This is a genomic window from Lichenifustis flavocetrariae, assembly GCF_026130545.1.
Taxonomy (GTDB): domain Bacteria; phylum Pseudomonadota; class Alphaproteobacteria; order Rhizobiales; family Beijerinckiaceae; genus Lichenihabitans; species Lichenihabitans flavocetrariae.
On record NZ_JAMOIM010000029.1, the window covers coordinates 47,911 to 60,949 of the forward strand.

Annotated in this window: 11 protein-coding genes; 10 read left to right on the plus strand and 1 reads right to left on the minus strand. The window is 64.0% G+C overall.

All coding sequences use genetic code 11. The features are described from left to right. Positions 1 to 93: 93 nt before the first annotated feature. The 9 genes from M8523_RS27110 (at position 94) to hemH (ending at position 9,303) form a co-directional block, all read left to right on the plus strand. Positions 94 to 1,065: an ABC transporter substrate-binding protein gene (locus tag M8523_RS27110; RefSeq protein ID WP_282588020.1), complete on the plus strand. Its 972-nt coding sequence runs from the start codon at positions 94 to 96 to the stop codon at positions 1,063 to 1,065. 44 nt (positions 1,066 to 1,109) lie between these two features. Next, complete coding sequence (locus M8523_RS27115; RefSeq protein ID WP_282588008.1) at positions 1,110 to 1,913, plus strand: ABC transporter ATP-binding protein; 804 nt, start codon at positions 1,110 to 1,112, stop codon at positions 1,911 to 1,913. A gap of 68 nt (positions 1,914 to 1,981) precedes the next feature. Next, on the plus strand, positions 1,982 to 2,776 hold the full coding sequence (locus tag M8523_RS27120; RefSeq protein WP_282588021.1) for an ABC transporter permease: 795 nt from the start codon (positions 1,982 to 1,984) through the stop codon (positions 2,774 to 2,776). 13 nt (positions 2,777 to 2,789) lie between these two features. Next, positions 2,790 to 4,106, plus strand: coding sequence for a cytosine deaminase (locus M8523_RS27125; protein ID WP_282588009.1), 1,317 nt, complete (start codon positions 2,790 to 2,792; stop codon positions 4,104 to 4,106). Next, positions 4,103 to 5,524, plus strand: coding sequence for an FAD-binding oxidoreductase (locus M8523_RS27130; RefSeq protein WP_282588010.1), 1,422 nt, complete (start codon positions 4,103 to 4,105; stop codon positions 5,522 to 5,524). The genes M8523_RS27125 and M8523_RS27130 overlap by 4 nt, the downstream gene beginning before the upstream one ends. After that, the gene (locus M8523_RS27135; protein ID WP_282588011.1) at positions 5,521 to 6,117 is read left to right on the plus strand and encodes an NAD(P)H-dependent oxidoreductase; all 597 of its coding nucleotides are present in this window, start codon (positions 5,521 to 5,523) and stop codon (positions 6,115 to 6,117) included. Before M8523_RS27130 ends, M8523_RS27135 begins: the two co-directional genes overlap by 4 nt. Positions 6,118 to 6,175: 58 nt before the next feature. After that, complete coding sequence (locus M8523_RS27140) at positions 6,176 to 7,084, plus strand: DMT family transporter (RefSeq protein ID WP_282588012.1); 909 nt, start codon at positions 6,176 to 6,178, stop codon at positions 7,082 to 7,084. 76 nt (positions 7,085 to 7,160) lie between these two features. After that, the gene (gene thiD / locus M8523_RS27145) at positions 7,161 to 7,985 is read left to right on the plus strand and encodes a bifunctional hydroxymethylpyrimidine kinase/phosphomethylpyrimidine kinase (RefSeq protein WP_282588013.1); all 825 of its coding nucleotides are present in this window, start codon (positions 7,161 to 7,163) and stop codon (positions 7,983 to 7,985) included. Between the two features lie 268 nt (positions 7,986 to 8,253). After that, the gene (gene hemH / locus M8523_RS27150; RefSeq protein WP_282588022.1) at positions 8,254 to 9,303 is read left to right on the plus strand and encodes a ferrochelatase; all 1,050 of its coding nucleotides are present in this window, start codon (positions 8,254 to 8,256) and stop codon (positions 9,301 to 9,303) included. Positions 9,304 to 9,411: 108 nt separating this feature from the next. On the opposite strand, the gene prfB is transcribed toward hemH, so the two are convergent. Then, positions 9,412 to 10,540, minus strand: a protein-coding gene (prfB, locus tag M8523_RS27155; RefSeq protein WP_282588014.1) for a peptide chain release factor 2 whose coding sequence is annotated in 2 segments (ribosomal slippage) — positions 9,412 to 10,470 and positions 10,472 to 10,540 — 1,128 coding nt in all. Because the reading frame shifts where the segments join, the coding sequence is not laid out codon by codon here. Between the two features lie 314 nt (positions 10,541 to 10,854). Between prfB and M8523_RS27160 the strand changes: the two genes are divergently transcribed. Beyond that, on the plus strand, positions 10,855 to 12,915 hold the full coding sequence (locus M8523_RS27160) for a mechanosensitive ion channel family protein (RefSeq protein ID WP_282588015.1): 2,061 nt from the start codon (positions 10,855 to 10,857) through the stop codon (positions 12,913 to 12,915). Positions 12,916 to 13,039: the final 124 nt, after the last annotated feature.

The window sequence follows — 13,039 nt, forward strand, 5'->3', positions numbered from 1 at the left end:
ACCGCACCTCATCGACGCGCCATGTCGGAGCGTGCGCGTGCGAGGAGGCAAGATCACGTGAGACAGCTGACGAACATCGTGCTTGGCGCAGCGATGCTGGCGGGCCTTCTGCCGACCGGCGCCGCATTGGCGCTCGACAAGGTGACCTTCGGGACGAATTGGCTGGCCGAGGCCGAACATGGCGGCTTCTACCAGGCCGTTGTCGACGGCACCTACGCGAAATACGGCCTCGACGTCACAATCCTTCCAGGCGGCCCGCAAGCCAACAACGGGCTCCTTTTGCCCACGGGCAAGATCGATTTCTATATGGGCGGCAACATGATCCAGGCCTTTTCGGCCGTGGAGCAGAACGTGCCGACACTGGTCGTCGCGGCCTTCTTCCAGAAGGATCCGCAGTGCCTCATGGCCCATCCGGGCGTCGGGCACGACACGTTCACGTCCTTGAAGGGCGCGCCGATCTTCCTTGGTAAGGAAAGCCTTGCATCGTTCTATCTCTGGATGCAGTCCGCCTTCGGCTTCTCCGAGAACGACGTCAAGCCCTATACGTTCAACACGGCACCCTTCATCGCCGACAAATCCTCCGTGCAGCAGGGCTACGTGACGTCAGAGCCTTATGAGGTGGAGCAACAGGGTGGATTCAAGCCCAACATCTTCCTGCTGGCCGACCAGGGTTTCTCGACCTACGCGACCACCATCGAGGCGCGGCTCGACACCGTCACCAAGAACCCGGATATCGTGCAGCGCTTCGTCGATGCCTCGGCAATTGGCTGGTACAATTATCTCTACCACGACAATGCCAAGGCCAATGCGGCGATCAAAAAGGACAATCCGGACATCACCGACGCACAACTGGCTTTCGCGATCGCCAAGATGAAAGATTACGGGATCGTCGATTCGGGAGACACGAAGACGCTCGGCATCGGCGCGATGACGGACGACCGCCAAAAGGCCTTCTACGACGAGATGTCCAAGGCCGGCGCCCTGCCGGCCGGCATCGACTACAGGAAAGCCTACACGCTGCAGTTCGTGAACAAGAAGGTTGGCCTGGATCTGCTGCCGAAGTGATTGAACCGGTCCCGCCTCCCGCTGACCCGGTGGGATTTTCGACGATGACCACCGTCTTGGAACGTTCACCGACGGGCGACGCGTCGGACGTCGGTCGACGTCTTGTCAGCCTGCGCAGCGTGTCCAAAACCTTTCCGAACGGGACTGTCGCGCTCAGCCGTCTCGATCTCGACGTGCGAGCCGGGGAATTCCTGTCGCTGATCGGCCCCTCGGGATGCGGAAAATCCACGGCTCTGCGCATGCTGGCCGGGCTGACCGAGCCGTCGTCTGGCGAGATCGCGTGGCACGGAACGCGGCCTGAGATCGGCTTCGTGTTCCAGGAGCCGACACTGATGCCTTGGGCGAGCGTGTTCAACAATGTCTGGCTTCCGCTACGGCTCCGCGGCGTCGGCAAGGTGGAGGCGCGCACGCGCATCGACGAGGCGCTGGCCATGGTCGGCCTCAGTGCCTTTGCGAAGAGCTACCCGCGCGAACTCTCGGGCGGCATGAAGATGCGGGTTTCGATCGCCCGCGCCCTCGTGCTCCGCCCGCCCCTTCTCCTGATGGACGAGCCTTTCGCCGCCCTCGACGAGATCACTCGGTTCAAGCTCAACAACGACCTGATCCGCTTGGCGGCCGAACTCGGCACCACAGTCGTGTTCGTGACCCATTCGGTCTACGAGAGCGTTTACCTCTCGACCCGGATCGTCGTGATGGCGGCGCGCCCTGGCCGCGCCGTTGCCGAAATCGGGGTGGACGCCCCGCTGGAGCGCACCGAGGATTTCCGGTCGACGCCTGTCTATACCGAGACCTGCCGGCGCGCCTCCCGGGCCCTGCATGAAGCGATGACCGACGAGGATCAGCTGTGAGTGCGCTCGATCCCGCCGATCCGGCAATCGAGCCGCCTGCAGGCTTCGCGGTTCAACCGTCGCGTGGCATGCGTCGGTTATGGCCGCAGAAAGTGGTCGAGATCCTGCTGCCGGCCCTCATTTTCATCCTGGCTCTGGTGGCATGGGAGGTGGTCGTCCGGCTTCGTGGCATCCCGCCCTATATCCTGCCCGCCCCGAGCCTGATTGGCGCCACCCTGGTCAAGGACTGGCCGATCCTGTCCGGCTCCCTCATCGTGACGCTGTGGACCACCGTGGAAGCCTTGCTGATCGCGGTGGCGGGAAGCCTGGGCCTGGCCCTCGTTTTCGCGCAATCGAAATGGATCGAGCGGTCTTTCTTCCCCTTCGCGGTCGTCATGCAGGTGACGCCGGTGGTCGCCATCGCGCCGCTTCTGTTGATCTATCTCGATTCCAGAACCGCCGTGCTGGTCTGCGCCTTTCTGGTCGCCTTCTTCCCGATCCTGTCGAATACCGCCCTCGGCCTCGCCTCGGCCGACCACAACCTGATCGAACTGATGGAGCTCTACAGGGCGCCGAAGTGGCGGCAGATCCTCCTGTTGCGATTACCGGCCGCCCTGCCGTTCTTCCTCGGGGGCCTTCGAATCGGGGGCGGACTTGCGCTGATCGGAGCCATCGTGGCCGAGATCGCGGCCGGCTCGGCCGGCCAAGGGTCGGGATTGGCGTTCCGGATCGTCGAGGCTGGGTTCAGGCTCAACATCCCGCGGATGTTCGCGGCCCTCACTCTGATTTCACTGACCGGCATCCTGATTTATGTGGCCTTCGCGATGCTGAGCTATGCGCTCTTGTATCGATGGCACGACAGCGCCCGCTCACGCGGCGTCTGATGGAGCAGATTGAATGACGGACGCGCTCCGGGTTCCCCCACACCTTCGCCGCTGGAGCCTGAAGGGCGCTCGCGTGCCCGGTTGCCTTCTTGAAAAACCGGTGGCCGCGCCGAACCCGGAAGGGCTCGTCGACGTGGACATGATCATCGCCAATGGCACGATCGAATCGATCAGCCCGGCTTCAACTGAGCCCGCCGCAATCCCGGCCTTCATCCAGCCGGGCCTCGTGGTGCCGGCCTTCGTCGATGCGCATACCCATCTCGACAAAGGCCATATCGCACCCCGCGCACCGACGTCCGGCACTTTCGCGGGTGCCCTCGAGGCCGTCCCACGAGACCGTGAGGCGCACTGGTCGGCACCTGATGTCGAGACCCGCATGCGCTTCGCGATCGAGGCCGCTTACGCTTACGGCACTCGCGCGATCCGCACCCATCTCGATTGCAAGGACCGGCAGACGCGGATCTCCTGGCCGGTCTTCGCCGCACTCCGGGAGGAGTGGCGCGACCGGGTCGATCTCCAGGCGAGCCCGCTGTTTCCGATCGACCTCGCGCTCGACGCGGCACATCTGCGCGACGTGACCGAAATGGTCTATGAGTTCGGCCACTGCCTCGGCGCCGCGACCTTTCCGGGTCCCGGTTTGCAGGCCGGCCTCGACACTCTGTTCCAGCTGGCCGGCGACAAGGGCTGGGAGCTCGACTTCCATGTCGACGAAACCGACGATCCCTCCGTCAACACGCTCGCAGTGATCGCCCAGACGGCCCTCGACCACAAGTTCAACGGCCGCATCTTGACCGGCCATTGCTGCACGCTCTCGCTGCTGCCGGAGGAGGAAAGGAAACGCACCATCGATCTCGTGGCCCGGGCCGGCATCGGCATCGTGTCGCTCCCGATGTGCAACATGTACCTGCAGGATCGCTACCCCGGCCGCACCCCGCGCTGGCGCGGTATCACGGCGCTCCACGAGCTGAAGGCCGCCGGCGTGCCTGTGACCATTGCGAGCGACAACACGCGCGACCCTTTTTACGCCTATGGGGATCTCGACATGGCGGAAGTCTGGCGCGTCGGCACCCGCATCACGCAGTTCGATCACCCGTTCGGGGATTGGGCCGCCGCCGTGTTCAGCACGCCAGCCGAAGCCCTCGGGCTCGATGGCGCGGGCCTCCTGCGGGTCGGGGCATCCGCGGACTTCGTCGTGTTCCCGGCGCGTTCCCTGTCCGAGTTCATGGCCCGGCCCGGCATGCCGCGCTCCGTCATCCGGCAGGGCCAAACGCTGACGGCGCGCGTGCCGGACTACAGCGCACTCGACCACCTCGTAGGTCTGCGCCCATGACCGCACGGTACGATATCGCCGCCCTCAAGACCGCCCTCGACGGGATCAAGACGGAAGACAATGCTGCGCTCGTGAAGCAGAAGAGTCGCGACTTCTTCTGGTATTCACCCGTCCTCAAGCGACAGCTGGAGCATGTGGTCGGCGACCTCGTCGTCACGCCGCGCACGCGGGACGAGGTGGTGCGGACGCTTGCGGAAGCCCACAGGCTTGGCGTCCCGGTCACGCCGCGCGGCTCGGGCACCGGCAATTACGGTCAGGCGATGCCGCTTTCGGGCGGCGTCATCCTGAACCTTGCAGAGATGCGCAACATCACCCGCATCGCTCCCGGCCGGGTCACCTGTGAGCCGGGCGCCATCCTGTCCGACATCGATGCCGCGACGCGGGCTCATTCGGGCCAGGAGCTGCGCATGCATCCCTCGACCTACGCGACCGCCTCGATCGGCGGCTTCATCGCAGGAGGCTCAGGGGGGATCGGCTCGATCAACTGGGGCGGCCTGCGCGATCTCGGCAACATCCTCAGCGTCGAAGTCGTCACGATGGAAGCCGCGCCGCGGGTCCTGCGCCTCACCGGCGCCGACTTGGCCAAGGTCACCCATGCCTATGGCACGAACGGTATCATCACCGAAGTCGAGATGCCCCTGACCGCCGCCTATCCTTGGGTCGACGTCATCGTCGGTTTCGACGACTTCGCCGAGGCGGCGCGGTTCGGCAACGCGCTGGGCGAGCAGGACGGCCTTCTCACCAAGCTGATCACACCGATCGCCGCACCCATTCCGCAGCGATACTTTTTGCGCCACAAGCGTTTTCTGCCCGACGGCAAATCGATTGTCCTGGTCATGGTGGCCGATCACGCCAAGGACGCTTTCAACCTTTTTCTGCGGCGCTTCTCCAAAGCCGAAGTGCTGTTCGATGCGAGCCAGATCCCGGAGCAGGATCGTGAAGGGCTGCCGGTCAACAACGAGCTCTCGTGGAACCACACGACATTGCGGGCGCTCCGCGTCGATCCGGCCATCACCTATCTGCAGGTGCTCTACCCGTTCCCGCATCAGCTCGACCTCGTGACGAAGATCCACGCGCGGTTCGGTGACGAGGTGATGGGCCACCTCGAATTCGTGCGTTTCGACGGCAAGATCACCTGTTTCGGCCTGCCGCTCGTCCGCTTCACCACCGAGCCGCGCCTCGACGAAATCATTCGTATCCATGAGGACATGGGCGCACCGATCTTCAACCCGCACCGCTACACCCTGGAAGAGGGCGGCATGAAGCAGACGGATGCGCTGCAGCTCGCCTTCAAACGCGAGGCCGACCCCCAGGGACTGCTCAACCCCGGCAAGATGGTGGCCTGGGACGATCCGGCCTTCGATTTCGCGACCGGCAAGACCTATCTTTATCCAAGCCTCGCAGCCACGCTGGCATGAGGGTCCTGGTCGTCGCGGCACACCCGGTCGAAACGAGCTTCGTGTCGGCCCTGCATGGCCGCGCGGTGCAGATCTTGCGGGCCGGCGGGCACGTGGTCGACGATTGCAACCTTTACGCCGAAGCCTTTGATCCGATCCTGTCGCGACAGGATCGGATCGACTACCACGACACGGCCGTGAACGTCCGGAACGTTGCACCCTATGTCCGACGGCTGCAGGACGCGGAGGCTCTGCTGTTCATCCATCCGGTGTGGAATTTCGGGTTCCCGGCGATCCTCAAGGGTTTTGTCGATCGGGTCTTCGTTCCGGGTATCGGGTTCGGGCTCGACCAGGATGGGAAGCTGTCCCCACAATTGACCCATGTGAAGCGCTACGGCGCGATCTGCACCTACGGGGCCTCGCGCTGGACGGCCTTCCTGATGGGGGACCCGCCGCGCAAATTCATGACGCGGGGCATGCGGGGATATATTCCCCTCAACAAGCCTTGCACCTATCTGGCCTGCTACGACATGAACCACACCACGCCAGAACGACGCGCCACTTTCCTGAATAAAATGGAACGCGGGCTCCAAAGCTGGTCAAGCCCGAATTAGGGGCGTAAACCACGCGGACCGCGCGGCTCTCTGACGCGCTTCGTGCCCCGACAGGTCGATGTCCACTCAAGCCGTTCCGCTCGCCTCGCTCGATGCCCGGAGCGGGGAAGAGCGGCGCTCGCGCCGGATCGCCATCCTGCTCATGTGCGTCACCATGGCGTGCTACACCGCGACCGATTCTTCGGCGAAATTCCTGGCACCTCACCTGCCGCTTTGGCAGATCGTTTGGGCGCGCTATCTCGGGGCCACGCTTTTCGCACTCTGCCTCGCCAATCCGATCAAGCACCCCAACATGCTGCGCCCCGAGCGGCTCGGCCTGCAATTGGTGCGCTCCCTGTTCCTGCTGACCTCGACGATTCTGAGCTTCATCGCCGTGCGCTATCTGCAACTCGCGGAAACGACGGCCATCTTTTTTGCACTGCCGCTCGCCATCGCGCTCGCGGCGGGTCCTATCCTGGGTGAATGGGTGGGCCCGCGGCGGTTCGCCGCGATCCTTGTGGGCTTCACGGGCGTGCTCGTCGTGGTGCGCCCCTGGACCGGAACATTCCATCCCGCGATGGGCCTCTGCGTCGCCAACGTGATCGTGTCGGCAGGCTACAATATGCTGACGCGCGTCGTGGCACAGCGCGACCGCGCGCTGACGACGCTCATCTATTCGACGCTGGTCGGGGCTATCCTGCTGACGCCGATCGTTCTCACGCACTGGGTCGCACCGGACAGCCTGCAGGTGACGGCCGTCATGGTCTTCATCGGCGTCGTGGGTGCCTTCGCGCACTGGCTGCTGATCCTCGCTCATGCACGGGCACCGGCCTCGATCCTGGCACCCTTCACCTACACCCAACTGATCTGGGCGTCTCTTTCCGGCCTTGTCGTGTTCGGCGACGTGCCAAAACCATCGACGCTTGCGGGTGCCGGCATCGTGGTGCTGGCCGGCCTGTATCTATGGTGGCGCGAGCGCGGGACATGAAGCGCTCGGCCCTGGGCGGCCACGGCGAGGGATGCTAGGAGGGCCAAATGGCAGAAAGATCTCACACAGGCTCGCGATGACCCCCAACCTTCTCTCGATCGCGGGATCGGACCCGAGCGGCGGCGCCGGGATCCAGGCGGACCTCAAGACCTTTTCGGCCTTCCGGTGTTACGGCATGGCGGCGCTCACGGCGCTCACGGCGCAAAACACCCGCGGCGTCACCGCCGTGCATGTTCCCCCGCCGCAATTCCTCAAGGCACAGATCGACGCGATCTATGCGGATATCCGGGTCGATGCTGTGAAGATCGGCATGCTGGCCACCGGCGCCATCGTCTCCGTCGTGGCCGATCGATTGAAGACGTATGGGCAGAACCTGATCGTCATCGATCCCGTACTCGTCGCGACGAGCGGAGACAGTCTTGGCGCCCCCGATGTCGTCGAGGCCCTGCGGCGCGACCTTCTGCCGCTCGCGACCCTGGTGACGCCCAACCTGCCGGAAGCGGCGCGCCTTGCCGAGCGGCCCATTCCTCATGACGTAGCCGGCATGAGGAATTTAGCCGAGATCATCCATGAAAACAGTGGCGCTGCCGTGCTGATCAAGGGCGGCCATCTCAATGGCCCTGAATCGACCGACATCCTGTTCGACGGACACGAGCACACGGTGTTTTCGGCCGAGCGGGTCGAAACCCCCAACACGCATGGGACTGGTTGCACCCTGTCGGCCGCCATCGCGGCGTGCCTGGCCCAGGGCGCGAACCTGATCGAAGCCATCGAAGCCGCCAAAGACTATCTCACCGAGGCTCTTCTGCGCAGCGGCAGTCTCAAGGTCGGTGGCGGCCATGGCCCCGTGCAGCATTTTCACGCGCTGTGGCCCGAAACCGACCACGAACGACTACAGTGACGCGCCCGGCGATTGCTGATCAGTCCCAAGATGACGCGAGAGCCGAACGGCCCCATATTGCGGCTACGGCAGCCCGCCACCCGCCACGCCATCATCGAGATGAAGCGCGCCATATGATCGAGTGTCTCTCAGTGTTTCCTGCTGCCCCCAGGGCTGACTGGCAGGACGAAGTGGCGGGTCGGCCTGATCTGGCCGAAATCCGGCGGATAGGCGCCGGCTTGCGGTGTCCGACGTGAACGTTCAGGTCGATCTGCGCCGCACGGCCGCCATGGCGACGGGCCCTCTCCCGAGCGGCCACCCGATCGTCAAGCCCCGAAAAATCGGCGTTCTCCTCAGCAATCTCGGCACACCCGACGCGACCGATTATTGGTCGATGCGGCGCTATCTCGCCGAGTTTCTCTCCGACAAGCGCGTGATCGAGGCCCCGCGGGCGCTCTGGTGGGTGATCCTCAACGGCATCATCCTCACCACCCGGCCCGGCCGCAAGGGCAAGGATTACGAAACGATCTGGAACCGCGAGCTCAACGAGAGCCCGCTGAAGACCATCACTCGCTCGCAATCGGACAAGCTTGGGTCCGCCGTCCGATCCGGGCTCCTCGGCCCCGAGGCGGCGGACGCCGTCGCGGTCGATTGGGGCATGCGCTACGGCAATCCCTCCGTCCGGTCGGCGTTGGAGCGACTTCAGGCGCAAGGATGCGACCGCATCCTGCTCGTGCCGCTCTACCCGCAATATGCCGCCGCCACAACCGCGACCGCCTGCGACAAGGTCTTCGAAGCCCTGATGGCCATGCGCTGGCAGCCGGCCTTGCGGGTGGCGCCGCCTTATCATGACGACCCCGCCTATATCGACGCGCTGGCGGTGTCGCTGCGCGAAGGCCTCGCTGCGCTCGATTTCGAACCGGAGGTCGTCATCGCATCGTTCCATGGGGTGCCGAAGGACTATCTCCTCAAGGGCGACCCATATCACTGCCAATGTGCCAAGACGGCGCGGCTGTTGCGCGAGGCCATGGGCATGACCACCGACACCTTCCGGCTGACCTTCCAGTCCCGTTTCGGACGTGCCGAATGGCTTCAACCCTATACGGATGAGACCATCAAGGCCCTGGCCAAGCGGGGCGTGAAGCGGCTCGCCGTCATCACGCCGGGTTTTTCAGCCGATTGTCTCGAAACCATCGAAGAGATCGGCGGCGAGAATGCCGAATATTTCCATCATGGCGGCGGCGAGAAGTTCGCTCGCATTCCCTGCCTCAACGACTCGGCGGGCGGCATGGCGGTGATCGAGGCGATCGTCAAACGCGAACTGATGGGCTGGGTTTAAAGGCCGCCATCCCAGGCCACGGGCACATGTCCCGTGGCCTGGGATGGCGGATCTGCGAGACAGAGATGTCGGGCCGCCCCCTTACGGTTTCGTCCCCGACACCTGCCCCTAGTCGACATCCTCCACATCGTCCTTTCGCCCCGTCAACCGGTGCGCCAGCGACGCCTGGATAAAAGAATCGATGTCGCCGTCGAGCACTTCGGCCGGCGTGCCGGATGTCATGCCGGTGCGAAGATCCTTCACGAGCTGATACGGCTGCAGCACATAGGAGCGGATCTGGTGGCCCCAGCCGATATCCGTCTTGGAGGCGGCATCGGCATTGGCGGCCGCCTCGCGCTTTTCAAGTTCCATCTCGTAGAGGCGCGCCCGCAGCATGTTCCAGGCCGTCGCCCGGTTCTTGTGCTGCGAACGTTCGCTCTGGCAGGCCACCACGATTCCGGAGGGATGATGCGTGATGCGCACGGCTGAATCGGTCGTGTTGATGTGCTGACCACCCGCACCCGACGACCGGAACGTGTCGATGCGGCAGTCGGATTCCTTCACGTCCACTTCGATCTTGTCGTCGACCACAGGAAACACCCAGGCCGAAGCGAAGCTCGTGTGACGACGCGCATTGGAATCGAAGGGCGAGATACGCACCAGCCGATGAACGCCGGACTCGGTCTTCAAAAGCCCATAGGCGTTGTGCCCCTTGACCAGCAGCGTGGCGGACTTGATGCCGGCTTCGTCACCCGGCGTCTCGTCGATGATCTCGACCTTGAAGTCCTTGCGTTCGGCCCAGCGGTTGTACATGCGGAACAGCATGCGGGCCCAATCCTGGCTCTCGGTTCCTCCGGCGCCGGAATGGACTTCGAGATAGGTATCATTGCCGTCCGCCTCTCCCGACAGGAGCGCGCTGACCTGCATACGCTCCGCTTCGGCCTTGACGGCCTTGAGCAAAGCGATGCCCTCCTCCTCGACGCCTGCGTCGCCCTCGGCTTCCGCGAGTTCGATCAGCCCCGTCGCGTCTTCGAGATCGCGTTCGATGCGGCTGACGGCGCCGAGGCTTTCCTCAAGCTCCGTGCGCTCGCGCATCACCTTCTGGGCAAGCTCGGGATTGTTCCACAGCGTCGGGTCTTCCGACTTGGCATTCAGTTCGGCAAGGCGGCGTGTCGCGACATCGACGTCAAAGATGCCTCCTCAGCAGTCCCGCGGACTGCTTGATGTCTTCAACCAATTGCAACGCTTCGGCGCGCATGAAAGAAATCTCGAAGGGTTGGAGTTTTGGGGACGGCACAAAGCACCGACGCAATCCAATGGTAAGGGCTTGCGACGGCGATGTCGAGAAAGTCCACGCGGTCGAGCTGCTGGTCAATGGCTCGGAGGGGAATGGCGGCGGCGACAGAGATGAGACATCGAAACTGGACCGAGCGCCGACCGGCGCCTTCTGCAACGTCACGGCCGGCTTCGCACGAGGGTGCGCTTCGCAGCCTCGCGAAGCTTGTGGCGGCAGTCGTGCTTTTTGCCGTTTTCGGCATCGGAGGGGCAGCCTTAGCCAGCGAGCCTTCCAACGTGTCTGCCGTCGCCGATCCGAAGGTCAAGCAATGGCTCGAACTTCTCAATGATCCGGCCGTCCGCAGCTTTCTCGATCAAACACGAGATCACGGCGGGTCGCATGCCACGGTCGCGTCCGAGCCTCCGACCATGACGGTGAGTCTCGCCCAGCGGTTGGAAGCTCTTCGCGCCCATCTGTCCGATCTGCTCCGATCGTCGCAGGAATTCTCGTCGCAAACCCGAATGGCGCATGCCATGGCGCTCGACGCCCTGGAGCAACGTGGCCTTTGGTCGACCGGCTTCGCGCTTTTAGCTTTCGTGGTTCTGGGGTTTGGCACCCAATCTTTGTTTCACCTCGTCGGCCGGCCGTTCCGGACCTGGCTTCTGGCGCTCCGGCTCGACACGGTCGACGATCGCGTACGGGCCGTCTTCGCACGGTCTCTCTATGGGCTGGGACTCCTGGTGTCCTACGCCATCGGCAGCATCGGGGCCTTTCTGCTGTTCGAATGGCCCGAACTCATCAAGCAGCTGCTGCTCGGCTATCTGGTTGCGTTCCTGATCGTGCGGTTGACGACAGTCGCCGGGCGCTTTCTTCTCGCCCCTGGGGCAGAGCGCTTCAGGGTGGTGCCGGTCTCCACGAAGACGGCCTGGTTCCTCTATCTCCGCTTCCTCGTTTTCATGGTCGTGCTCGCCTTCGGCGCACAATCGATCGGTCTGCTGGCGCATTTTGGCTTGTCGCCTCTCGCCGAAGAGCTCAGCCAGGACGCGTTGGGTCTCGTCCTCCTCGCGATCTTTTGGGAAACCGTCTGGCGCGTGCCGTCAGCCGAGCCGGCGGCCACAGGCGTCGCGGGCATTGCGAAACATCGGCATCGCTTGCGGGCCCTCGTTCTCTCGCTGGTCGGTGTTCTCCTGTGGCTGTGCTGGGTCATCCAGGCGCAAACGTCATTCTGGCTGATCGCCTTTGCGACCGGATTGCCGATCGTGATTTCCAGCGGCAAGGCCGCGGTTGCCCACATCCTGCGGCCCGCAGGAACCGAGGTGGCACCGGAGGAAGCCCGCTCGCTCCAGGCCCTCCTGTTCGCGCGCGGCATGCGGAGCATGATCCTGATCACAGCCGCCCTTCTGCTTGCCTGGATCTTCGGCGTCGACATCTCGTCGCTGACCATGCAGGACACGCTTGCGACGCGCCTCGTCCGCAGTGCCGTCAGCGTGGCCGTCATCGGCCTCCTGGCGGAATTCCTTTGGACGGTGGTTCATGCGGGCATCGACCGGAAGATGAAGCAACCTCTGCCCCATGCCGCGGCCGGTCCGGATGCCGGTCACGCGGCCCGACTGCAGACGTTGCTGCCGATCGTCTCGAACATCCTCCTGGCCACCATCGTGATCGTCGCCGCCATGATGATGCTGGGCGCTCTTGGGGTGCAGATCGGGCCCCTCATCGCCAGCGCCGGCGTGGTCGGCGTGGCGATCGGCTTCGGGGCGCAGACGCTCGTGAAGGACATCATCAGCGGCATCTTCTACCTCGTCGACGATGCGTTCCGGATCGGCGAGTACATCCAGAGCGGCAATTACAAAGGCACGGTCGAATCGTTCAGCCTGCGCTCGGTCAAGCTTCGCCACCAGCGCGGCGCGCTCTACACCATCCCGTTCGGGAGCCTCGGCGCGGTCCAGAACCAGAGCCGGGACTGGGTGGTCGACAAGATCGTCATGAACGTGCCTTACGGGACGGATCTCGACAAGGTCCGCAAGATCATCAAGAAGATCGGCACCGAGCTGACCCAGGATCCCGAGTTCGGGCATGACATCATTTCACCGTTGAAGATGCAGGGTGTGACGCAGTTCGGCGATTACGCCATCCAGATCCAGACCAAGATGATGACACGACCGGGTGACGCGCAATTCATGGGCCGACGCCGCGCGTTGCTGCTGATCAAGCTGGCGTTCGAGGAGAATGGCATCGGATTTGCTGTTCCGACCGTGCAGGTGTCGGGCGACCAGACCCCCGCCATCGCGGCCCAGGCCTATGCCATTACGGCGGCCCGAAATGGCCCGGGGGGCTCGGCCGGCATGCCGGCCTGAAGTGGATGCACCGTCTGGCGCTTGTGTCGCTGTGTGAGGGATGTTGCCTACGGGAACCAGCCTGCGCACGCCGGTAGGTTTCCGCTAGGGTAAACTTGCGTTATGGCTGGGCCGGAGGGCTCGC